The 21,042-nt window shown below is 62.3% G+C and carries 17 protein-coding genes and 2 tRNA genes; 7 read left to right on the top strand and 12 right to left on the bottom strand.

From position 1 onward, the window contains the following. Window positions 1-48 precede the first annotated feature (48 nt). Complete coding sequence (locus tag CRD20_RS02525) at window positions 49-381, top strand: hypothetical protein (protein WP_070600926.1); 333 nt, start codon at window positions 49-51, stop codon at window positions 379-381. A 71-nt stretch (window positions 382-452) separates the two neighbouring features. After that, window positions 453-2,036 carry a succinic semialdehyde dehydrogenase gene (locus tag CRD20_RS02530; RefSeq protein WP_187404781.1) on the top strand — a complete coding sequence of 528 codons (1,584 nt, stop codon included), beginning with the start codon at window positions 453-455 and terminating at the stop codon, window positions 2,034-2,036. Between the two features lie 62 nt (window positions 2,037-2,098). On the opposite strand, the gene CRD20_RS02535 is transcribed toward CRD20_RS02530, so the two are convergent. From CRD20_RS02535 to CRD20_RS02575, 9 genes are all read right to left on the bottom strand, one after another. Beyond that, window positions 2,099-2,175, bottom strand: a tRNA-Leu gene (locus CRD20_RS02535). Window positions 2,176-2,187: 12 nt separating this feature from the next. Then, the gene (locus CRD20_RS02540) at window positions 2,188-3,177 is read right to left on the bottom strand and encodes a Ppx/GppA phosphatase family protein (protein WP_187404782.1); all 990 of its coding nucleotides are present in this window, start codon (window positions 3,175-3,177) and stop codon (window positions 2,188-2,190) included. Then, window positions 3,178-3,714 (bottom strand): DUF501 domain-containing protein, encoded by a 537-nt coding sequence (locus CRD20_RS02545; protein ID WP_048733959.1) that lies wholly within the window; start codon window positions 3,712-3,714, stop codon window positions 3,178-3,180. Window positions 3,715-3,854: 140 nt separating this feature from the next. Beyond that, on the bottom strand, window positions 3,855-4,391 hold the full coding sequence (locus CRD20_RS02550; RefSeq protein WP_048733957.1) for a septum formation initiator family protein: 537 nt from the start codon (window positions 4,389-4,391) through the stop codon (window positions 3,855-3,857). Window positions 4,392-4,503: 112 nt separating this feature from the next. Then, window positions 4,504-5,778, bottom strand: a complete 1,275-nt coding sequence (eno, locus tag CRD20_RS02555) for a phosphopyruvate hydratase (protein WP_048733955.1) — start codon at window positions 5,776-5,778, stop codon at window positions 4,504-4,506. Between the two features lie 85 nt (window positions 5,779-5,863). After that, window positions 5,864-6,724, bottom strand: coding sequence for a lytic transglycosylase domain-containing protein (locus tag CRD20_RS02560; protein ID WP_049172246.1), 861 nt, complete (start codon window positions 6,722-6,724; stop codon window positions 5,864-5,866). A 71-nt stretch (window positions 6,725-6,795) separates the two neighbouring features. Further along, entirely contained in the window at window positions 6,796-7,824 is a 1,029-nt protein-coding gene (locus CRD20_RS02565; RefSeq protein ID WP_187404783.1) for a MazG nucleotide pyrophosphohydrolase domain-containing protein, read from the bottom strand. A 7-nt stretch (window positions 7,825-7,831) separates the two neighbouring features. Continuing rightward, entirely contained in the window at window positions 7,832-11,458 is a 3,627-nt protein-coding gene (mfd, locus tag CRD20_RS02570; protein ID WP_187404784.1) for a transcription-repair coupling factor, read from the bottom strand. A 44-nt stretch (window positions 11,459-11,502) separates the two neighbouring features. Further along, window positions 11,503-12,195: a TetR/AcrR family transcriptional regulator gene (locus CRD20_RS02575; RefSeq protein WP_101687444.1), complete on the bottom strand. Its 693-nt coding sequence runs from the start codon at window positions 12,193-12,195 to the stop codon at window positions 11,503-11,505. A gap of 110 nt (window positions 12,196-12,305) precedes the next feature. On the opposite strand from CRD20_RS02575, the gene CRD20_RS02580 reads away from it, so the two are divergent. The 5 genes from CRD20_RS02580 (at window position 12,306) to pth (ending at window position 16,569) form a co-directional block, all read left to right on the top strand. Beyond that, window positions 12,306-12,376 (top strand) — tRNA-Gln (locus CRD20_RS02580). Between the two features lie 87 nt (window positions 12,377-12,463). Further along, entirely contained in the window at window positions 12,464-13,954 is a 1,491-nt protein-coding gene (gene glmU / locus CRD20_RS02585) for a bifunctional UDP-N-acetylglucosamine diphosphorylase/glucosamine-1-phosphate N-acetyltransferase GlmU (protein WP_049172238.1), read from the top strand. 7 nt (window positions 13,955-13,961) lie between these two features. After that, window positions 13,962-14,939 (top strand): ribose-phosphate diphosphokinase, encoded by a 978-nt coding sequence (locus CRD20_RS02590; protein WP_016423206.1) that lies wholly within the window; start codon window positions 13,962-13,964, stop codon window positions 14,937-14,939. A gap of 250 nt (window positions 14,940-15,189) precedes the next feature. Then, window positions 15,190-15,834 carry a 50S ribosomal protein L25/general stress protein Ctc gene (locus tag CRD20_RS02595; protein WP_049172236.1) on the top strand — a complete coding sequence of 215 codons (645 nt, stop codon included), beginning with the start codon at window positions 15,190-15,192 and terminating at the stop codon, window positions 15,832-15,834. A 126-nt stretch (window positions 15,835-15,960) separates the two neighbouring features. Next, window positions 15,961-16,569, top strand: coding sequence for an aminoacyl-tRNA hydrolase (gene pth, locus CRD20_RS02600; protein ID WP_016423208.1), 609 nt, complete (start codon window positions 15,961-15,963; stop codon window positions 16,567-16,569). Window positions 16,570-16,747: 178 nt separating this feature from the next. On the opposite strand, the gene CRD20_RS02605 is transcribed toward pth, so the two are convergent. Genes CRD20_RS02605 through CRD20_RS02615 form a run of 3 tightly spaced genes read right to left on the bottom strand, consistent with a single transcriptional unit; the run spans window position 16,748 to window position 20,936 of the window. Continuing rightward, entirely contained in the window at window positions 16,748-18,481 is a 1,734-nt protein-coding gene (locus tag CRD20_RS02605) for an ABC transporter ATP-binding protein (protein WP_187404785.1), read from the bottom strand. Further along, entirely contained in the window at window positions 18,478-20,256 is a 1,779-nt protein-coding gene (locus tag CRD20_RS02610) for an ABC transporter ATP-binding protein (protein ID WP_187404786.1), read from the bottom strand. The genes CRD20_RS02605 and CRD20_RS02610 overlap by 4 nt, the downstream gene beginning before the upstream one ends. Next, window positions 20,253-20,936, bottom strand: coding sequence for a trans-aconitate 2-methyltransferase (locus CRD20_RS02615; protein ID WP_069359276.1), 684 nt, complete (start codon window positions 20,934-20,936; stop codon window positions 20,253-20,255). The genes CRD20_RS02610 and CRD20_RS02615 overlap by 4 nt, the downstream gene beginning before the upstream one ends. Between the last annotated feature and the right edge of the window lie 106 nt (window positions 20,937-21,042).

Raw genomic sequence — 21,042 nt, forward strand, 5'->3', positions numbered from 1 at the left:
CAGGCGTGGGCACCACATGAGTGATTATGAAACAGGAGGTTGGTCAAGATGTCTGATGGCCTTGACTACGATCCGGATACCACTGGTGATTTCGACGAGACCACGCTCGATGGCTCAGAGGGACTCGATGGCGACTTCCTCACCGGTGATGGCGAGAATTATGTAATGGATCCGCCGGACCGCTGGCGGGGTGCTTCTCCGCATGACACCCTCGGCAAGCGGTTGGCCGAGGAAAAGCCGGACATCGACGTCGACGACGATCTGGATGATGACCCGGAGATGCGCTACGGCGATGTCGACGGCCACGAACCGTTCGAGTTCGGCAACGATGGCCCGCGCGAACCGGACCGCAACCGTCGGATGGGCTGGACTACTTACTAAAGTTTTCTAAGTTTTTGTAGTTTTGCCAAATTTACTATCTCGGGGCGCCGCGCAACAGTAGTATCTGTGCCATGACAGCATCTACTGCTACGACAAACCGAACTACCATCCGCAATCCGCTTAACGACGAGCTCGTTGCCCGCCTTCTTCAGCGCGTCACGGTAGCTGATAAGTCGAAGACCGCCACTATCTCGGCACCATTTACCGGCCAGGAGCTGGCGCAGATTCCTGTCGGTACCCAGGCCGATGTCGACGAGGCCTTCAAGCGTGCCCGTGCCGCGCAGAAGAAGTGGGCCCGCATGGCGCCGGAAAAGCGCGGCGAAGTGCTGCACCACTTCCACGACCTGCTCTTTACCCACTGCGACCAGGTGCTGGATCTGCTGCAGGCCGAGACCGGTAAAAACCGCGCCAGTGCCCACGAGGAGCTCGTACACACCGCTATCACCGCCCGCTATTACGGCAATCAGGGCCCGAAACTGCTTGAGCCGAAGCGAGCGCACGGCGCGGTCCCGGTACTTTCCAAGACCACCGTCTACCACCACCCAAAGGGCGTCGTCGGTGTTATTGCTCCGTGGAACTACCCGCTGACCCTCGCGGTTTCCGATGCGCTGGCTGCACTGATGGCCGGTAACGCCATCGTGCTCAAGCCGGACAGCACCACTCCGTTTACCGCTCTCTTCGCTGTCGATTTGCTCTACCGCGCTGGCCTTCCGGAGGATCTCTTCCAGGTCATCCCAGGTCCCGGTCGCGTTGTCGGCCAGGGCATTGTCGGCCAGTGTGACTTCCTGATGTTCACCGGCTCCTCCGAGACCGGCCGCTCGCTGGCACAGCAGTGCGGCGAGCGCCTGATCAGTTTCTCCGCGGAGCTCGGCGGCAAGAACCCGCTGATTGTCGCCGAAGATGCCAACATCAACCGCGCGGTCGAGGGCGCACGCATTGGCTGCTTCACCAACTCCGGTCACCTGTGCGTGTCCATTGAGCGAATCTATGTCGTGGACTCCGTCTGGGACGAGTTCGTCCCGGCATTCACCAACCGCGTGAAGGCAATGTCCATCGGCGCTGGCTACGAGTGGGAAACCGAGATGGGCTGCCTGCAGTCGCAGGGCCAGTTCGACACCGTCAAGTCCATGGTCGACGAGGCCATCGAGGCCGGCGCCTCCGTGCTGGCCGGCGGTCGTCCTCGCCCGGATTTGGGACCGCTGTTCTACGAGCCGACCGTGCTTACCGACGTCCCGGAGGGCGTCGCCCTGCTGACCGAAGAGGTATTCGGCCCGGTGGTAGTTCTCCAGCGTGTCTCGGACGTCCATGAGGCTATCGCCAAGTCCAACGATTCCCGTTATGGCCTCAATGCTTCGCTGTGGACCTCCCCGCGTCGCGCAAAGGAGCTGGCTCCACAGCTTGAGGCCGGCACTGTCAATGTCAACGATGGTTTTGCTGCGGCTTTCGCGTCTGTCGATGCCCCGATGGGTGGTTTCAAGGATTCGGGTGTGGGCCGTCGTCAAGCAGCGGGCGGCTTGCTGAAGTACACCGACGAGCAGACGGTGACCGTGCAGCGTCTTTCCCCGGTGTCGATGCCGCAGATGCCGCGTGAGCTGTACTCGAAGGTGTTCAACACGGCACTTGTCCTCGGCAAGAAGTTCAACGTCCTGCCGTAATACGTGTGCAGCGCGCACAGATAGCAAAAGGCCAGGTCAGAAAACTCTCTGACCTGGCCTTTTGGTGCCCCCAGTGGGACTCGAACCCACACTGAAAGGATTTTAAGTCCTCTGCCTCTGCCAATTGGGCTATAGGGGCCCCTAAGAAAGATTAATGGGCGATATGGGTGTCTACCAAACTCGCCACAATTCCGTCGAGGATATCCTTCTCGCTGATGTAGAAAAAGCGCTGCTCTTCCTTCGCTGCCTCGGAAAGCGGCAGCGCCTCAAACATGTCCATCAGACCGTCCACAATGATGGAACCGCCGGCGAAGACATCCGCGCGCTTCGGATGCATCACGGGATTGGCAGCGAGGGACTCCGCGTCGGTCTCAATCACGGATGCGGTCAGCGCACGCAACGCCGCAAAGCGCAGCTGCGACAGGTGGATTGCCTCCGGGTCGTAGGTTTCTAGCCCCTGTGCCAGCGCCGACAGGGTGGTGAAGGTCCCGGCGCAGCCGACGATGGTGCGAGCCTTGTCGACAGGCACCTTTGCAACAATCTCGTCTGTCAGTTCCGCAACATACGAACGCGCCTCCTGGACCTGTTCCGCCGTCGGTGGCGAGGCCTGCAGGAACCGTTCGGTCAAGCGCACACTGCCCATAGCCACGGAATCAGAACCGGCTACCGTACCATCGTGGTCACCGACAATAACCTCGGTGGAGCCGCCACCGACGTCGATGACGCAATACGGACCGAGCTCGGGCTCCAAGTCATCGACTGCACCGCGGAAGGACAGCGCGGCTTCCTCGTCGCCAGAAATAACCTCGGCCTCTGCACCCCACGGAGCGAGAATCTCGCGGGTCATGGCGAAGAAATCGTCGCGGTTGCTTGCGTCGCGTGTCGCCGATGTCGCCACCATTCGGACTGCTTGCACTTTTTCGACCTGCATAAGCTCCGCATACTTCGTCAGAGCCTCCCGCACGCGCTCCAGCGCCTCTGGAGCCAGCATGCCAGTGGCATCCACGCCCTGGCCAAGGCGGACGATTTCCATCAGTCGGTGCAGTTCTGTGATTTCGAGAACTCCATCGACAACCTCGACCCGGCTGATAAGCAGGCGAAGCGAATTAGTGCCGCAGTCGACGGCAGCGAGGGTCGTCATTTATCCCTCCACCCCCGGATACGCAATACCGAGCTCGGCAATCGTGGGCCAATCTGCGGGAATCGCGGTGCCGCGCAGCTTCTCGTTCTCCGCCGCCAGCGCCACCGACTCAGTACCCAGTCGGAAGTGATTCGGCCCCTTGGCCAGCGCGTAGGCAATAAGAACGTGGAGGCACTTCACGCGCGTCGGCATTCCGCCACCGGAGAAGTCCGTGCCCAGGTCTTCCATCTCATTGCGCTCTGCCAGAAACGCCTCATGTGCACGCTGGTAATCGGCGGCGAGCTCTTCGTCGCTTTCCAGACGCGCGGTCATTTCCTTCATCACGCCGGTCGTCTCCAACCGAGAGGCCTCGGCGGTGAGTCGCGGATCAGTTAGGTAAAAGAGCGTGGGAAACGGAGTGCCATCGTCCAAGCGCGGCTTCGTCTTAACCACACCAGGAGTGCCGTCGGGGCTGCGGTAAGAGATGTCCACTACACCCCGCGGTTCACGTCCGAGCTGCTCCGCTATCACTTCCAAATCTGCGGTATCCACAGACATCGGTCACACTCCTTTTGCTTCCGTTTTTTACTGACACATAATCTCACAGTCGCCTTACAAGCGCGTTGCTTCGCTTTACGACGGCACACTCCGCCGCGCATGCAACCTCACCGAGAGGCCCCAGGTAGCCCTACGGAGGTTTAGGACTCCGGTACCGTCGGCAAGCTCTCTGGCCTCGTTGCCTGATCGCGCCCCGGATTAGGGCGAGTCTCTTCGGGTTCGGGCGGGATAGAAATGGAATCCCACAGCGTCTCGTACCACTTCTTGGCCTGGTGCTGCGGAATTTCCTCCGGCTGCGTCACAGGCTGTTCGCCCACGGCCGGATCGAGGATACGGAATGGGGTCTCCCCCGGCTCTACCAGCCCCAGGCGCAGACGTGCCTGCTCCTTAACATAGGCAGGGTTGGAGTAAAGCTCCTTTTCATCCTCTAACTGCTTAATTCGCTGTTCCATGCGAGCAATATTGTCCTGCGTTGCGGCTACATCCGCCTGCTGTTGTGCAAAAGTCCGCAGCGGAATTGCGAGAACAGATACTAAGAAAAGCACCAGCAGACCAATGCCGATCTTCTGTGCCGTGCTCAGCGAGCGCATTCCCGATGCGATTGCCGCTGCCGAACGCTGCCCCGCCCCTGCGGGGCGCGACTGTGTTCCGCGGCGAGATCGGTCCGATGCACTCATGCCCCACACTCTACCCGACCGCCAGCCGATGAAATAACAAAAACCCGCCCACAACCACGTGCGTGGTGCGGACGGGCAGTGCTAGACGCAGCTTTCGCAGCGCCTCAGCTCTTTACTTGAAGCGCGGGAAAGCGCTGCGGCCAGCGTAGACTGCGGCATCGCCGAGGTACTCTTCGATGCGCAGCAGCTGGTTGTACTTAGCAACGCGCTCGGAGCGAGCCGGAGCACCGGTCTTGATCTGGCCACAGTTCAGGCCGACGGCCAGGTCAGCGATGGTGGTGTCCTCAGTCTCACCGGAGCGGTGGGACATCATGGACTTGTAGCCGGCGTTGTGAGCCATTGCGACAGCCTCGAAGGTCTCGGACAGGGTACCGATCTGGTTGACCTTGACCAGCAGAGCATTAGCGGCCTTCTTCTCAATGCCCTCTGCCAGACGCTTCGGGTTGGTGACGAAGAAGTCGTCGCCGACGATCTGGACCTTGTCACCAAGCTGAGCAGTCAGGGTGGTGTAGCCCTCCCAGTCATCCTCCTGCAGCGGATCCTCGATGGAGACGATGGCGTAGTTCTCAACCAGGTCAGCGTAGACAGCTGCCATCTCCTCAGCGGTGTGCTCGCCGCCCTCGAAGTGGTACTTGCCGTCCTTGAAGAACTCGGAAGAAGCAACGTCGAGAGCCAGAGCGACATCGTCGCCCAGCTTGTAGCCTGCAGCCTCAATTGCCTCAACAATCAGGTCAAGAGCAGCCTTGGTGGAGTCAACCGACGGAGCGAAGCCGCCCTCATCACCGAGGCCAGTGGACAGGCCCTTGTCCTTAATGACCTTCTTGAGTGCGTGGTAGACCTCAGCACCGACGCGCAGTGCTTCCTTGAAGGTCGGGGCACCAATCGGAGCAATCATGAACTCCTGGACGTCAACGCCGGAGTCAGCGTGTGCGCCACCGTTGAGGATGTTCATCATCGGAACCGGTAGAACGTGACCGTTCGGGCCGCCGACGTAGCGGAACAGATCCAGGCCAGCGGACTCAGCAGCAGCCTTGGCAACAGCCATGGAAACACCCAGGATTGCGTTAGCACCCAGGCGGGACTTGTTGTCGGTGCCGTCCAGCTCAATCATGGTCTTGTCAACCAGACGCTGATCCTCAGCCTCGAGGCCAATAATTGCGTCCTCAATCTCCTCGAGCACAGCGCGGACAGCCTTCTCGACCCCCTTGCCCAGGTAACGGTCTCCGCCATCGCGGAGCTCGTGTGCCTCATGAACGCCGGTGGAGGCACCGGACGGAACCGCAGCGCGGCCCACAGCACCGTCTTCCAACAGCACCTCAACCTCAACGGTCGGGTTACCACGGGAGTCCAGAATTTCGCGTGCGTTCAACTCGATGATTGCAGCCATAGGTCACCTTTCCGCCGGAACCGTTCCGGCACATGACTCCAATTGTGGCACGGTTTGCCAACCTTCGCCTTAAATCCTTTTCACCCTATGCGGGCTGATTCAGCGCATAGTTCGCCGCAGCATCCCGAACATCGCGAAGATACTGCTCAGACTGGTTATACGAGCGAATTGCAGATGCCCACCCTTCCGGGGTGGCGAGGTCGCGTTCCCCACTGCAGAGCATCCGTGCCGTGGTCGCAGTTGCGTCGTCGATGTTGTTAGGGTCGGCGACACCGTCACCAGAAGCATCCATCGCAAAGCGATGCCAGGTCTCGGGAATAAACTGCATCGGCCCCACAGCGCGGTCATACTCTGTGTCACCGTCGAGTTCGCCGTTGTCAGTATCAAGAACCTCAGCAAACCCACTCGTGCCGTCCAGCGGCGGACCGATAATCGTCGGACTCACTACCCCATCGGCACCGATATGCGCCGGCTTGAGCCAATTGCCCGAGTACGTGCCGTGATTAGTCTCCACTTTGCCCAGTCCCGCAAGCGTGTTCCACTCCAGGTGGCAGTTCGGGAACTGTTCGGCCGCAATCACATATGCGTTGCCGTAGGCACGGAGAGCGTCCTCAGAAATACCAGTCTTCGGGGAAATCTGCTGCGCCCACTGTCGGAGCTGTTCCGAGGTGCGCCCGGGCGCGTTAACATCAATCATCGGCGGTGGCTCAGCCGCAGCAGGCGGCACATTATCCGGAATCGGCTTCTTGGTCAACGACGGGATAACGGGTCCAGTGAACATCGCCAACGCCCCAACCGTGCCAATGATGATCAGCACCGCCAGGGAGGTTAGACCGAGGCAGCCACAGCCTCTCGAGGACTTCTTTTTCCCCTTACTGCGGCCACGCGGCTTCGCCCCGCGGGGTGCGGGGTGCGCGTATTCATCAAAGGGAGAATTAGAAGGCATGGGGAATTACTCTACGGGGTAAACCGTAAAAATCACTCAAACTCGAGGGCAGAAATCACTTTTGCTGGAAACTAGCTGTCGCTTTCCGACGGGCCGAAGTCCTCAGCCTCTTCGTTATCTTCGCTGCCCGCTGCCCACTGCTCAACACTGCCGGCCTGCTGATTCTCCATCTGAGCCAGCTCAGCCAGGAATGCGCGTGAAGCCTGTCGGGTCCGCTCTTCCGCACCGGACTCAGTCTCCAGCCCCGGGGTCGGGACCAGAATCTCCACTGGAATGTCTGCATCGGACAGTCCCAGCGCACGTGCGCGGCGGATGGCTTCCTCAGCCAAAGTCAGAGCTGGCAGCTGTGTGGCCGGGTTCGAGCGCGGACGTCCGCGGCCGTAAGCCCACAGTCGCTCCTGTTCTTCCTCCGACACCATCTCTCCCTCGGCCACAGTGCCGTCGAAGAGGTACGGCTGACGAGCGCGCATCTTTAAAATAAAGTCGGTCGCCACATCGTCGAAGTCGAAGTCCTCCGCGATTTCAGCGTGGAAGAGGATCTGCAGCAGCAGATCTGACAGCTCGCTACGAATGTCACCGCCCTCGTTGACTGCGTCGACAAACTCGTAGGTCTCTTCAATGAGATACGGCAGCAGGCTCTTGTGCGTCTGGCGAGCTTCCCACTGCCCCGTGCGCCGTGCGGCCGCCATGATGTCCACGGCCTCGACGACGTGGGGCAGACGAGCTGCGGCAAGCTGTTCCTGCGGAGTCAGCGGTTCTGCAACAGGCTCTGCAACCGGTTCTGGCTCAGGTTCTTTCACCGAGTCCTGCTGGGGAGCCGCCGCAACCTGAGCTGCCGGAGCTGCTGGGTCCGGCGCATCATCCAGCTCGACCGAGTAGACCTTCTCGCCCGCATCGAGGCGATCGAGTACCTCGTCGTTTTCCATATCGGTGGTGACCAGAATCTCCGCCTGGGACACCGAGTGCCCACCGGCGTCGGCGATTGCCCAGCGCACACGGATCGGGACTTCTTCGGTGTAGCTGACTTCACCGGTCAGCAGGCTAGCGGCTTCCAGCGGAATCGCTGTTGGAAAGCGGCTATCGAGCTTGATGATAGTCATACGGTTTCTAGTCCTTTCCCATGTGCGAGATATCCATACGTGGAATTCCCGCCATCGATGTCAAGAAGTCTGCTACCCACTGCACCAATGCAATATCGCGGACAGGTTTTGCCCGCAACCCTCGCCCTTCCTTCGGCATTCCGACGGAAACCGTGCGCGTTGCCGCACGATAGGTCGCCTGTGGATACAGGCGCTTGAGACGCACCTGCTTGGAGTCAGCAAGCTCCATAGGGGTTATTCTAATGTGCGCACCCATGGCTTGAACTTCATGCACGCCGAATTCCCGGCAAATAATTCGAAGTCGTGAAATAACCGCCAGTCTCTCCACCTCAATGGGTGGGGTTCCGTAACGGTCAACGAGCTCTTCGAGCACTACGTCGATATCGTCCAGCGCACTGGCGGCAGCAAATTTGCGGTACGCCTCTAGACGCAGGCGTTCCGACGACACATATTCGGCCGGAATATTCGCATCGACCGGCAAATCGATCCGAACTTCCTTCGGTTCGTTATCGGAAGCATCCGGAGTTTCACCATCGGCCACTGCCTTCAGCGCGGCCACGGCCTCGCCAACCAGTCGGACGTACATATCGAAGCCGACACCGGCAATGTGACCGGACTGCTCCGCACCGAGGATATTTCCGGCACCGCGCATTTCCAGGTCCTTCATGGCCACAGCCATACCGGCACCCAAGTCATTGTTCTGCGCAATCGTGGACAGACGGTCGTAGGAAGTCTCCGTCAGCGTCTGATTTTCCGGGTAGAGGAAGTAGGCATAGGCGCGCTCACGGGAACGGCCCACGCGACCACGCAGCTGGTGCAGCTGGGAAAGACCCATATGGTGGGCGTTTTCCACAATCAACGTATTGGCGTTGGCAATATCCAGGCCGGTCTCCACGATGGTGGTACACACCAGCACGTCGTACTCGCGCTGCCAGAAGCCATCGACCGTGCGCTCCAGCTGCTCCTCCCCCATCTGACCGTGGGCCACTACCACGCGGGCCTCGGGCACCAAATTGCGGATATTCTGGGCGACCTTGTCAATGGTTTCCACCTTATTATGCAGGTAGAACACCTGGCCGTCGCGAAGCAGCTCTCGCCTGATAGCAGCGGCGACCTGCTTGTCGGACTGCGCACCGACGTATGTCAGCACCGGGTGGCGGTCCTGCGGCGGGGTGAGAATCTGGCTCATCTCGCGGATGCCGGCAATCGACATTTCGAGCGTGCGCGGAATTGGCGTTGCGGACATGGTGAGCACGTCGACGTGGTGCCGTAGCGCCTTGATGTGTTCCTTGTGCTCGACACCGAAACGCTGCTCCTCGTCAACGATGACCAGGCCGAGTTCTTTCCACTGCACGCCGGTCTGCAGGAGACGATGCGTGCCGATAACAATGTCGACCGTCCCGTTCTTCAGCCCTTCGAGGACCTCCTTGGAGTCCTTCGGCGAGGTGAAGCGGGACAGTCCACGGATGGTGACCGGGAAGCCCTCCATACGCTGGGTGAAAGTGGTCAAGTGCTGCTGCGCCAGAAGAGTGGTCGGCACCAACACTGCCACCTGACGGCCATCTTGAACCGCTTTGAAGGCAGCACGCAGTGCCACCTCAGTCTTACCGTAGCCGACATCACCGATGAGCACACGGTCCATCGGCACCGGTTTTTCCATGTCGGACTTGATTTCGTCGATGGCCTGCAGCTGGTCCTCAGTCTCGGTGAAGGGGAAGTTATCCTCCATCTCCTGCTGCCACGGCGTATCCGGCGCGAACGCGTGGCCCGGCGCGGCTTGGCGCTCGGCGTAGAGCTTGACCAGCTCTTCCGCAATCTCGCGGACGGCACCACGGGCCTTGCGCTTGGTGGACTTCCAGTCCGACCCGCCCATCTTCGACAGGGTGGGCTTTTCGCCGCCGACATAGCGCGACAGCAAATCCAGGCTCTCCATCGGCACGTAGAGCTGGTCCGAGGGACCTCCGCGCTTGCTCGGTGCGTACTCGAGCACCACGTACTCGCGGCGTGCCTGATCCTCGCCCGTGCCGATGGTGCGCTCAGTGAGCTTCACAAACCGACCAATGCCATGCGTGTCGTGCACGACATAGTCACCGGCCTTCAGCGCCAGCGGATCCACCCGACCACGGCGCTTCGCCGGCTTGCGGCGCCCACCAAGCGCGCCTTCCGCGATGCGGTTACCTGTGATGTCCTGCTCGGTAATCAGAGTCAGCGCGCCACCGGGGATTCGCGGGAACACCAGGCCACCGTGCAAAACACCCTGGTAAACCGTAATTCTTCCGGACTCGGGATACTCCGGGCCCGCCGCCATGCGCGTCGCAATTCCGGCTTCCCTAAACTTTTCCGCTTGCCGACGCGCCCCCGCGGGCGTCGCCGCCACGTACGCCACTCGCTCCCCCGCGACCGTGGCATCGCGCAGCTGCTTCATCAGGTGACCAATTTCCTTTAAGTCGCCGCGTGGCGCGGGCCCAGGCTCGAAGGTCAGTGGCAGCACATCATCTTCGGTGACTCCCGCCTCCAACATGCCGGGCGGGGAAATATGCCACGAAGTGGGCATCGGGATAGAGGCCAAGCTGCGGTACGCGCTGGGCTCCAGCCCATCCGTGGCGATTGGCGCCGAGCCACCCATCGCAGCAGTTTCCCACGCTGCGGCCATAAACTCCTCGCCTGCACTGATCAAGTCTTGTGCGCGGGAGCGAATGCGCTCCGGCCCGCACATGAGCACATGCGTTTTCTCCGGCATGACCTCGGTGAGCATCTTCATCGGATGCTGACTAATCAGCGGAATCAGCGATTCCATGCCCCCCACCCACTGGCCATCGCCGATGCGGGTGAGCATTTCTTGGACCTGACCCGAGCGCGTGGTGGCGAGTTTCTCCGCGGCGGCCTTCACGTCGTCGTCGATAAGCAGTGCACGACACGGGAAGATATCCAGCTGGTCGACCTCTACCTCAGAGATCGTGCGCTGGTCAGCGACGGAAAAGGCGCGCAGGTCGGTGACCTCGTCACCCCAGAGCTCGATACGTACCGGCAGCTCTTCGGTCGCAGGGAAAACATCGACGATGCCGCCACGCACGGCAAACTGGCCACGCCTGCCGACCATGTCCACATGCGAATAGCCGTGATGCACCAGCCGCTCAACCAGGTTCTCGCAGTCCCGGTCCAGTTGGACGTGAATGGGGGCGCTGGCTTCAGCCTCGAGGTCGTCCACAATCGGCTGCACCAACGAGCGCACCGCCGCAATCAGAACGTCGACTTTGCCCCGGCGAACGTCGTAAAGCGCCTTACGACGCTGCGCCACGGTATCCACCGCTGGCGAAAGCTTCTCATGCGGGAGCGTCTCCCACGAGGGGAACATAGCTACACGGTCGCCGATCATAGACTTGACCTCGGCAGTCAGGTCCTCCGCCTCACGGCCGGTAGCCGTGATGACCAGCACCGGCACCTTCGTAGACATGGCGTAAATAAGGTGCGAACGCACCGCGTCCGCACCCGTGAGCGCCAGCTCGTCTTCGCCGATGCGCCCGAGCACGCCGACAAATTGAGGATCCGTGACAACGAGGCTTTCCAGCCCCGACAGCGGGTTCGGCAGAATGCTGGGTGTGGCTTTCGCCGAGGAAGACGCAGAAGTTGGCATAGCCCCAATATAACCATGCACCCCGGATCCACCCTGCGTGCTGGTTAGCCGTTCTCCGCCACCTGCATCGGGTCTGCTGCGGCACCTGCGCCGAACTTCGCGCCCTCAGCGGCCGCTGGCACATCAGCGGAGCCATGCAGAGTCGGAGAACCCTCCATGCCGGCCAGCCCGTTCCAACACAGGTTCACGATGTGCGCCGCCACTGTCTCCTTATCCGGACTGCGCTTCTCCATCCACCAGCGAGCGGTCTGCGAAACCATACCGACCATGCAGTTTCCGTAGAGCACCGACATGGCCGGGTCGAAGCCGGCGCGTTTGAAAGCCTCGGCAAGGATAGGCGTAATCGACTCAGTGGCATTATTCAGCAGCGTCTCATAGCCACCCGCCACGCCGGGGTCGCGAGAAATAATGGAGAATCCCTCCGGGTTTTCCTCCACATAAGTCAGCAGTGCCAACACCGCCTGTTCGATGCGGTAACGCGAGCGTCCCAGGGACAACGCTTCCCTAATCGTGGCCTCCAGGGTCTTCATCTCCTGGTCGACGACTGCCTGGTAGAGCCGCTCTTTGGTACCGAAATGCTCGTAGACAACCGGCTTTGATACCCCAGCTGCGGCAGCGATCTCCTCCATTGAGGCGGCATCAAGCCCCTTGGCGGCAAAGATTCCACGGCTGACTTCTGTCAGCTGAGCTTTGCGCTGTGGACCGGTCATACGTCGTCTCGGAGAATTGGAGGCCATGCTTTTAGATTAGTGGCTAAAGTCTTGCTATCGTATATCGCAGGCGCAAGCGAGTTGGCTGAGTCGAATCAGCGTCGAATCAGCCATGCAATTTTTCGCGTTTGCCCCATTCTCCCATGGTGTAATGGCAACACTCCGGTTTTTGGTACCGGCATTCTAGGTTCGAGTCCTGGTGGGAGAGCAAGCGGGGGGCCGGCCCCTTAATTAAGAAGTGACTTTTCGCCCCGCCGTGACCGTGATGCACCCTGACCGAGGAGTAGCAAGTTTCATGTCAAACGGTTCGGCCACCGCTGTGGTCATTCTCGCCGCGGGTCAAGGCACCCGAATGAAATCCGATACGCCGAAAATGCTGCACGCTATCGGCGGTCGTACCATGTTGGAGCACGCGCTCTATGCCGCCAAGGGCATTAATCCGGATGAGATTGCTGTTGTCGTTGGCCACCAGCGCGAAAAGGTAATCGACGCCATCGGGACTTGGGCTTCGGATACCGAGCACTCCAACGGTGTCGTCATTGCCCACCAGGACGAGCAAAACGGTACCGGCCACGCTGTTCAGTGCGCGCTGGAGCACCCCGAGCTGCAGAACTTCGATGGCACCATTCTGGTGACCACTTCCGATGTTCCGCTGCTGGATTCCGAAGCGCTCCAGGCACTGCTCGAAGAGCACAACCGCAAGCCACGCGCTGCCGTGACTGTGCTGACCTCCACTGCTGACAACCCGCACGGCTACGGCCGCATCGTTCGCAACGCCGACGGCGAAGTTCTGCGCATCGTGGAGGAAAAGGATGCCTCCGACGAGGAACGCGAGATCACCGAGGTCAACTCCGGTGTCTACGCATTTGATGCCGAGACCCTGGCAAACGCTCTCAAGCAGCTGGACACCAACAATGCCCAGGGCGAGCTCTACCTCACCGATGTCATCGGCATCGCCCGTGAGGCCGACCGCTCAGTACGCGGTCACCGCCTCGCCGATGCCACCGTCGTCGCCGGTGTCAATGACCGCGTCCAGCTGGCTACCCTTGGCCGCGAACTCAACCGTCGCACCTGCGAGGCAGCTATGCGCGGGGGCGCCACTATCGTCGACCCGGACACCACGTGGATTGACGTTGAGGTGGAAATCGGCCGCGACGTCACGATTCTGCCGGGCACGCAGCTGCACGGCAAGACCGTGATTGGCGACGGGGCCACCGTGGGACCGGACACGACACTGACCAACATGGTCGTCGGCAAGCGCGCCAGCGTCGTACGTACACACGGTTCCGATTCGGAGATCGGCGAGGATGCGACGGTCGGACCGTTCACCTACATTCGCCCGAACACCAAACTCGGTGTCGGCGCGAAGCTCGGCGGCTTCGTAGAAGCGAAGAACGCGCAGATCGGAAACGGTTCGAAGGTTCCGCACCTGACCTACGTCGGCGATGCGGAGATTGGCGAGCACTCCAACATTGGTGCCTCCAGCGTGTTCGTGAACTACGACGGTGTCAACAAGCACCGCACTGTTATCGGCTCGCATGTTCGCACCGGCTCCGACACCATGTTCATCGCTCCGGTGACCGTGGGTGATGGTGCGTACTCAGGTGCAGGTACTGTTATTAAGGACGACGTTCCTCCGGGAGCATTGGCGGTCAGTGGTGGCCGTCAGCGCAACATCGAGGGATGGGTCGAGCGGAAGCGTCCAGGTACCGCTGCTGCTGAGGCAGCGCAGGCGGCGCAGGTAGCTGACAACGCTGACAACAACAAGGAAGACCAGGAAGGCTAGACGGCAGATGACCGGCCAGTGGATCGATAACCAAAAGAACCTCATGCTCTTCTCCGGAAGGGCACACCCGGAATTGGGCGAGGCAGTTGCCAAGGAGCTCGGCACAGAGCTGACTCCGATGACCGCTCGTGATTTTGCCAACGGTGAAATCTTCGTGCGCTACGAGGAATCCGTCCGCGGTTCCGATGCCTTCGTACTGCAGGCGCACCCGGCACCGCTGAACAAGTGGCTCATCGAGCAGCTGATTATGATTGACGCGCTCAAGCGCGGTTCGGCCAAGCGCATCACCGCTATCCTGCCGTTCTTCCCATACGCCCGCCAAGACAAGAAGCACCGTGGCCGTGAGCCGATTTCCGCTCGCCTGGTCGCTGATCTGCTCAAGACCGCAGGCGCTGACCGCATCGTCTCCGTGGATCTCCACACCGACCAGATTCAGGGCTTCTTCGACGGCCCGGTCGATCACATGCACGCCATGCCGATTCTGTCGGAGTACATCAAGAAGAACTACTCCCTGGACAACCTGGTCGTGGTCTCCCCTGACGCCGGCCGTGTGAAGGTTTCCGAGAAGTGGGCCAACACCCTGGGCGACGCCCCGCTGGCCTTCATTCACAAGACCCGTTCCGTCGATGTCGCAAACCAGGTTGTCGCCAACCGCGTGGTCGGCGAGGTCTCCGGTAAGACCTGTCTGCTCATCGACGACATGATTGACACCGGCGGCACCATCGCCGGCGCTGTCAAGGTGCTGCGTGAGGCTGGCGCTGAGGATGTCATCATCGCTACCACGCACGGCGTCTTCTCCGACCCAGCTCGCGAGCGCCTGTCGAAGTGCGGTGCCCGCGAGGTCATCACCACCGATACCTTGCCGCAGTCCACCGAGGGCTGGGACAACCTGACCGTCCTGCCAATCGCACCACTGCTGGCTAAGACGATCCACGAGATCTTCGAAAACGGTTCCGTCACCACCCTCTTCGAGGGTCAGGCATAAGTTCTTTCCGCTTGCCGACGGGCACCCCGCCGCGACCAGCAACCTAGTTTTGCTGGTGGTGGCGGGGTTTGCTGTTTGACCTGTTAGTCCACTACAATTTCTCCGGTAAGTCTCGGCGAGGGCGGCCACAGTAGGTGGTTGCCGTTATCGACGCGACGCTCGCAGCCCAACTTTTGCGCCCACGGTGGCATGGATGCGGCACGTGCTCGACTCGACGACTCAGTATCGAATCGTTTAGGAGTCCATTTTCATGGCAAAGCCCAACATCATCAAGATTGATGCTCGTAACCGCACCGAGTTCGGCAAGGGTGCCGCTCGCCGTGCCCGCGTTGCTGGCGACATCCCTGTTGTCATCTACGGCGCTGACCTGGATGCCCCGAAGCACATCCTCGTTGACACTCTGGATTTCCACGCTGTCATCCGTAACCACGGTGTCAACGCTGTTCTGGACGTCAACATCGAGGGCGAGTCCCAGCTGTCCATGGTCAAGGCTGTTGACCAGAACCCGCTGACCCTCGACATCGACCACGCTGACCTGCTCGCCATTCACCGTGACGAGAAGGTTGAGGTTGAGGTTCCGGTCGTTCCGACTGGCGAGCTCGCTCCGGGCGCCCTGCTCATGCAGGATGCCGAAACCATTCTGGTCAACGCACCGGTTCTGGCTATTCCGGAAGAGATCGAGGTCTCCGTCGAGGGTGCAGAGGTCGGCACCATGGTTCACGCCGGCGACGTTACCCTGCCGGAGGGCCTGGTCCTCACCGACGACGCTGACCTGCTCATCTTCAACATTGTCGAGCCGGAGGAAGAGCCGGCTGGTGACGTCGATGCCGACATCGAGGGCATGGGCGAGGCTGAGACCCCGGATGAGCCGGCTGAGGAAGAGGCTGCTGAGTAATTATGAACTCGCAGGCCTAGCTACCACAGCTCAGTAAAAAGGGACGGACACTCTGGTCCGTCCCTTTTTTGTTCTTGAAACTCCCCGAAGCCAACAGACCGCGCACCGTGTGCCAAGATTGAACTCATGAACGCCTCCACCACACCTCTGCTTGTCGTGGGGCTCGGCAACCCTGGGCCCAAATATGAACTCACCCGCCATAACGTCGGGCATCTGGTGCTAGATGAACTAGCCAGCCGCACTTCTCCTATGCCTTCGTCGTTTAGCGTGCATAAGAAGTCCAACGCTGAGATTGTGCAGACTCGGTTTAAGACCTCCGATGGCGGCGAGCGACAGGTGATTCTGGCTAAGCCCCGGACCTACATGAATCTGTCGGGTGGTCCGATTGCGGCGCTGGCCAAGTTCTTCAACGTCGCGCCTACCGACGTCGTGGTAGTCCACGATGAGCTGGACCTGGACCCAGGCGTGGTACGGCTTAAGCGCGGCGGGGGCGAGAATGGCCACAATGGCCTGCGCTCGACCACGAAGTCGTTGGGCACGAAGGACTACATGCGGGTGCGTATTGGCATTGGCCGTCCTCCGGGCCGCCAAGATCCGGCGGACTACGTGCTGCGTAATTTCAATGCTAAGGAACGCGAGGAGCTCGCTTTCACTCTGCCCACTGCTGCGGAGGCGGTGGAGCTAATCGCCAGCCACGGGCTGGAGATTGCGCAGAACCAGATTCACGGGCGGTAGCAGTAGCGGGAAGGGGGCTATTTTCACGTTCCCGGGAGCTTCAGTCTTTATAGCTCGTCGGTGTTCGTGCTGCTCGGCGTTTTCGTCGGCGTTTTCGCTCTGTCCACCGAGCGCCTGGCGGTGGGATTCGGGAAGCTGCGGCAGGGCGCCCGTGAGGGCATCGACCAGGTGATGAGGATCAGGCGCCCGAGGAGCTCCCCGTCCGGCACGCCCACGACTCGGCGTAGCGGCCGCCCTTCGCCAGCAATTCATCGTGCGTGCCCCGTTCTGCGACCGTCCCGTCCTCCGAAAGCACGACGATGAGGTCGGCATCGCGGACGGTGTGCAGGCGATGGGCGACGACGATCACGGTGCGATCGCCGCGCAACGCCTCCATCGTACCGACGATCGCCCGCTCAGTGGCCGCATCCAGCGAGGACGTCGGCTCGTCGAGAAGCACCACCGGGGAATCCTTCAGAAGCGCCCGGGCGATGGAGAGGCGCTGCCGCTCGCCTCCCGACAGCAGCGTCCCCTCCTCCCCCACCGGGGTATCCCACCCGGAAGGCAGCAGCTCCACGATGCGGTCCACCCCGGAACGCCGGGCGGCCTCGCGCAAGCGGTCCCCGTCACCGGGCCCGGAACCGAATCCGGGGTCGGCGAAGACCACGTTGTCCCGCACGGACGCGTCGAAAAGGAACGTCTCCTGGAACACCGGGGTCACCAGCGAGTTCACGCCGTCGGTGCCGATCCGAGGCAAGGGCACCCCGCCGATGAGGACCTCCCCCGAGTCCGGATCATGAAAACGCGACAGCAGCCGCATGACCGTCGTCTTGCCCGCCCCCGACGGTCCTACTACGGCAACCAGCGCTCCCTGAGGTGCACGGAAGCTGACGCCGTCGAGAACCTTCTTATCCCCGTACCCGAAGCTCACGCCGCGGAACTCCACGTCATGCCCGTCGGGCAGCTCTGGTGCGGCAGGTTCGGGAAGGGCGGGGATTGCCTGCAGGTCACGCAACGCAGCTAACGTGTTGCGGCCCGCACCGAAACCGCCGGACAACGCTCCCGCCGTGGTGATCGGTCCGGTGAACTGGACGACCACGATGAGCATCGGCGCCAAATGCGCCGGCGCCATCCCGCCCGTCGCGGCGACTGCCACGGCGACTATCACCGCCGCCGTGAACACCGCATGGACGACCGAACCCAGCCGTCCGATGGCCGCCCCCTGCGTCGACGTCGCCTTCGCGAACGCATCGTGTTGGGCCCGGATTGCCTCATCCACCATCGCGTCCGCCGCCGAACCGTCGCCCGCGGCGCGAATCGCCTGCTGGCAGCGGGTGAACTCGATCAGCCTGCCGGAGACGGCAGCGACGGCGTCAGCATGCGCTTCGTCCGACTCCCCGCCGACCCGACCAATGGCCCGGTAGGCGAAGAAGATCACCGGCGCCGACGCGACGAGAACCAAACCGACGCGCCAATCCACCGCCAGAATTCCGAAGGCGATGACGGTCGGCGCAACCGCCGCGGCGATGACAGGCCGCAGGATCACGTGCGGCACGGACGCCGCGAACGCGATACCCGACGATGCCATCTCCGAAAAGCGGCCGGCCGTGGACTTGGTGACGTACCCGAGTGGCAACGTCAGCACGCGTTCGCCCAGGGAACGCAGCAGGGACGACAGCACCGCTGCGGAATTCGCCCTGCCGACCGTCCCCGCGGCGAGAGACAGCACCGCATGGGCGGCCGCGAGGCCGGCGATGACGCCGGTGAAACGCCACGCCGTCGCATCATCTCCCTCGGCCAGAGCCGACAGCAGCGGCAGCAGCGCGACGAACGCCGCTCCCTGAGCCAGCGCGGCAAGCGCGGCCAACGCAATGAGCCACGCCAGCGTCATTCTCGAGCGCCGATCCGTCATCGACCACAAGTCCCGAATCATCGGTTCCCCGCCTTTTCATCGTCTAATTCAGTGCCCCGCGGGGCGGATGGTTCGTCGTCGAGTGCGAACGCGCGCCACAAATCCCGGTAGCGGCCACCGCGCGCAAGCAACTCGTCGTGGGTACCCGCCTCCGCGACCGCTCCCCCATCGAGAACGAGGATGCGGTCGGCGTTTCGGATCGTGCTCAACCTGTGCGCGATCACAATCACCGTCCGTGAACGAGCCAAACGCTCGATTGCGGACTGGATGAGGGCCTCGGAAGCCGGATCCGCGTAAGCGGTTGCCTCGTCGAAGATGAGCACCGGCGCGTCCGTGACGATCGACCTCGCGATGGCCACGCGCTGCGCCTCACCACCGGAAAAGGTCACGTCGACGTTGACCACCGAATCCAGGCCCTTCGGCAGCGCCGCGATGACCGCATCGAGGTTCGCGAGCTTCGCGGCCGCCATGATTTCGCCGTCGGTGGCGTCTCTCCTGGCCAGCCGGATGTTCTCCCGCAACGGCAGCGTGAGCAACTGCGGATCTTGGAACACCACCGACACCGAGCGGTGCACGTCGCGCACGGCGATGTCGCGAAGATCGGCGCCGCCCAGCAGCACCGAGCCTTCAACGGGGTCGTAGAAACGCGCCAACAGCCGGGCGACGGTGGACTTTCCGGAACCGGAGGACCCCACCAGCGCAGTGAGGGTCCCCGGTTCGAACGTCGCGGACATCCCGTCGAGGACCCGCGGCCCATCGCCGTAGGCGAAGACCAGGTTCCGGGCCTCGAGCGCGCCTCCGCGCACGGGCACCGGATCGGCGGGCTCGACGATCGGCGGCGTGCCCAGCACCTCCGCGATGGACTTCAGGGCAGCGATCCCCGCGATGATGGGTTCGGAGTTCATGGCCACCCGCACGATCGCCGCGGAGAGTCCAAGGCCGAGAACCAGCCCGGCGACGAGCCCCTCCGGTAGGCCGCCCGCGGCGTCCCTCAGAGCGAGGCCGGCCCCGCACACCACTGCGAGGACTGTGATCGGGGACGTCACCACGTCGATGACCCCGAGATAGATGTTCGACTGCCGGGACCAGGCAGACCACGCACGGACGAACGACAGCGCCGCGGCATCGTAGCGACCCGCGCCCTGGTTGGCGCGTCCGAAGGACTTCATCACTGAGATACCTCGCACCAACTCGATGACCGCGGCCGTCACTCCTTCGGAGGCTCGCTCGTAGTCGCGCTGAAGACCGGCTCCGCGCGAAATCATCACACCCATCAGGGCGAAGGTGACCAGCACCGGGACGACCGCCACCGCCGCGATCCGCCAATCCACCGCGACGAGCGCGATGAGGGAAAGCAGGGGAACCAGCACCGCCACCACGGTCTCACCGACGGTGTGGCCCATGAGCTGGTGGATAGCCGCGACGTCCTTCTCAACCGACCCGATGATTCCCGACGAGCGCCGGGCGTCCAGCCAGCCCAGCGGCAACTTCCGGATTTGGGCGACCAGCCGGCGCCGGAGGTGGAGCTGCAGGTCGTTATCCGCCCGGTGCGAGAGCATACCGGCGGCGCCGTCCGCGGCCATGCGCACCGTTGCGGCGACGACGATGACAGCCACGGCCAACCACGTCCGATGCTCCGGGGCCTCCGGGTACGTCATCGCGATGTCGATGATGCCGACCAGCGAAGCGACGGTAGCCACCGACGACAGGACGGATAACGCGACCACCGCACGCATCCGGGTCCGGATCGGGGCGAGCAGCGACCACGGGCTTACGGTCCCGTCCACGGCGCTCACTTGCCCGCCTCCCCGATCGTGCTTTTCTTCGTGAGAGTGCAGAAGTACACCATGCCGGCGCGTGAGGCTCCGCCCAGCTTCAGCCCGTTGGCTTCGGCGAGGTCCTCGAGCTCGCTGCCCCGGAACACCCGGTGGCCCATCTTCGCCATGACGGCCATGTCGACCCGCTCGTTCACGTCGGGATCCTCGGCGAACGTCTGCACGTAAGCGATGCCGCCGTCGGCGAGCAGCCCGGCGACCCTGCCGAGCACAGCACCCGCATCCTTCATTTGGTGGAGCGCGCCGCACACCCAGATTTCATCGGTCCCGCCGGGCTCTCCCGCGAGCGGCGCGAGGACGTCGGCGACGTGGAATTCCGTCCGGGCCCCGAGCCCTTCGACGGCGGCGCGTTCGCGGGCGATGCGGATCGCATTGGGCGACAGGTCGTAGCCGACGATGTTCGCCCTGCGATAGCGAGGCTCGGCGGCAAGCATGCGGGCGAGCCACCCGGTTCCGCAACCGAGGTCGAGAACCCGGGCTGGCGCATCCGGCCCGGGATCCAGCGCACGGAGCTTCCGATACACGGCGGCGGCGTCCATCGGTTCACGCGCATAGCGGCTGAGGAACCTCGGCTGGACCTTGTCCTCGTAGGCCGCGAGGAGTCTGCGGTTGTTCTGGACGATCTGGGCAATCGACTTCATCTGGTTCTGTCTCCGGGTGTGTGGGCCGCGTCCACGCGGCGGTTTCGGGTTAGGTGCTCGGGTTCGCGGGCCGTCATCGGCGGCGCCGCCCCCGTGGACGTGCCCG

It is taken from the genome of Corynebacterium sp. LK33 (assembly GCF_014334955.1).
Taxonomy (GTDB): domain Bacteria; phylum Actinomycetota; class Actinomycetes; order Mycobacteriales; family Mycobacteriaceae; genus Corynebacterium; species Corynebacterium jeikeium_D.

Excerpts from the sequence above, each read along its gene's own strand:
- CRD20_RS02525 (WP_070600926.1), top strand. The coding sequence starts at position 49 with ATGTCTGATGGCCTTGACTACGATCCGGATACCACTGGTGATTTCGAC.
- CRD20_RS02530 (WP_187404781.1), top strand. The coding sequence starts at position 453 with ATGACAGCATCTACTGCTACGACAAACCGAACTACCATCCGCAATCCG.
- CRD20_RS02540 (WP_187404782.1), bottom strand. The coding sequence starts at position 3,177 with ATGACGACCCTCGCTGCCGTCGACTGCGGCACTAATTCGCTTCGCCTG.
- CRD20_RS02545 (WP_048733959.1), bottom strand. The coding sequence starts at position 3,714 with ATGTCTGTGGATACCGCAGATTTGGAAGTGATAGCGGAGCAGCTCGGA.
- CRD20_RS02550 (WP_048733957.1), bottom strand. The coding sequence starts at position 4,391 with ATGAGTGCATCGGACCGATCTCGCCGCGGAACACAGTCGCGCCCCGCA.
- eno (WP_048733955.1), bottom strand. The coding sequence starts at position 5,778 with ATGGCTGCAATCATCGAGTTGAACGCACGCGAAATTCTGGACTCCCGT.
- CRD20_RS02560 (WP_049172246.1), bottom strand. The coding sequence starts at position 6,724 with ATGCCTTCTAATTCTCCCTTTGATGAATACGCGCACCCCGCACCCCGC.
- CRD20_RS02565 (WP_187404783.1), bottom strand. The coding sequence starts at position 7,824 with ATGACTATCATCAAGCTCGATAGCCGCTTTCCAACAGCGATTCCGCTG.
- mfd (WP_187404784.1), bottom strand. The coding sequence starts at position 11,458 with ATGCCAACTTCTGCGTCTTCCTCGGCGAAAGCCACACCCAGCATTCTG.
- CRD20_RS02575 (WP_101687444.1), bottom strand. The coding sequence starts at position 12,195 with ATGGCCTCCAATTCTCCGAGACGACGTATGACCGGTCCACAGCGCAAA.
- glmU (WP_049172238.1), top strand. The coding sequence starts at position 12,464 with ATGTCAAACGGTTCGGCCACCGCTGTGGTCATTCTCGCCGCGGGTCAA.
- CRD20_RS02590 (WP_016423206.1), top strand. The coding sequence starts at position 13,962 with ATGACCGGCCAGTGGATCGATAACCAAAAGAACCTCATGCTCTTCTCC.
- CRD20_RS02595 (WP_049172236.1), top strand. The coding sequence starts at position 15,190 with ATGGCAAAGCCCAACATCATCAAGATTGATGCTCGTAACCGCACCGAG.
- pth (WP_016423208.1), top strand. The coding sequence starts at position 15,961 with ATGAACGCCTCCACCACACCTCTGCTTGTCGTGGGGCTCGGCAACCCT.
- CRD20_RS02605 (WP_187404785.1), bottom strand. The coding sequence starts at position 18,481 with ATGATTCGGGACTTGTGGTCGATGACGGATCGGCGCTCGAGAATGACG.
- CRD20_RS02615 (WP_069359276.1), bottom strand. The coding sequence starts at position 20,936 with ATGAAGTCGATTGCCCAGATCGTCCAGAACAACCGCAGACTCCTCGCG.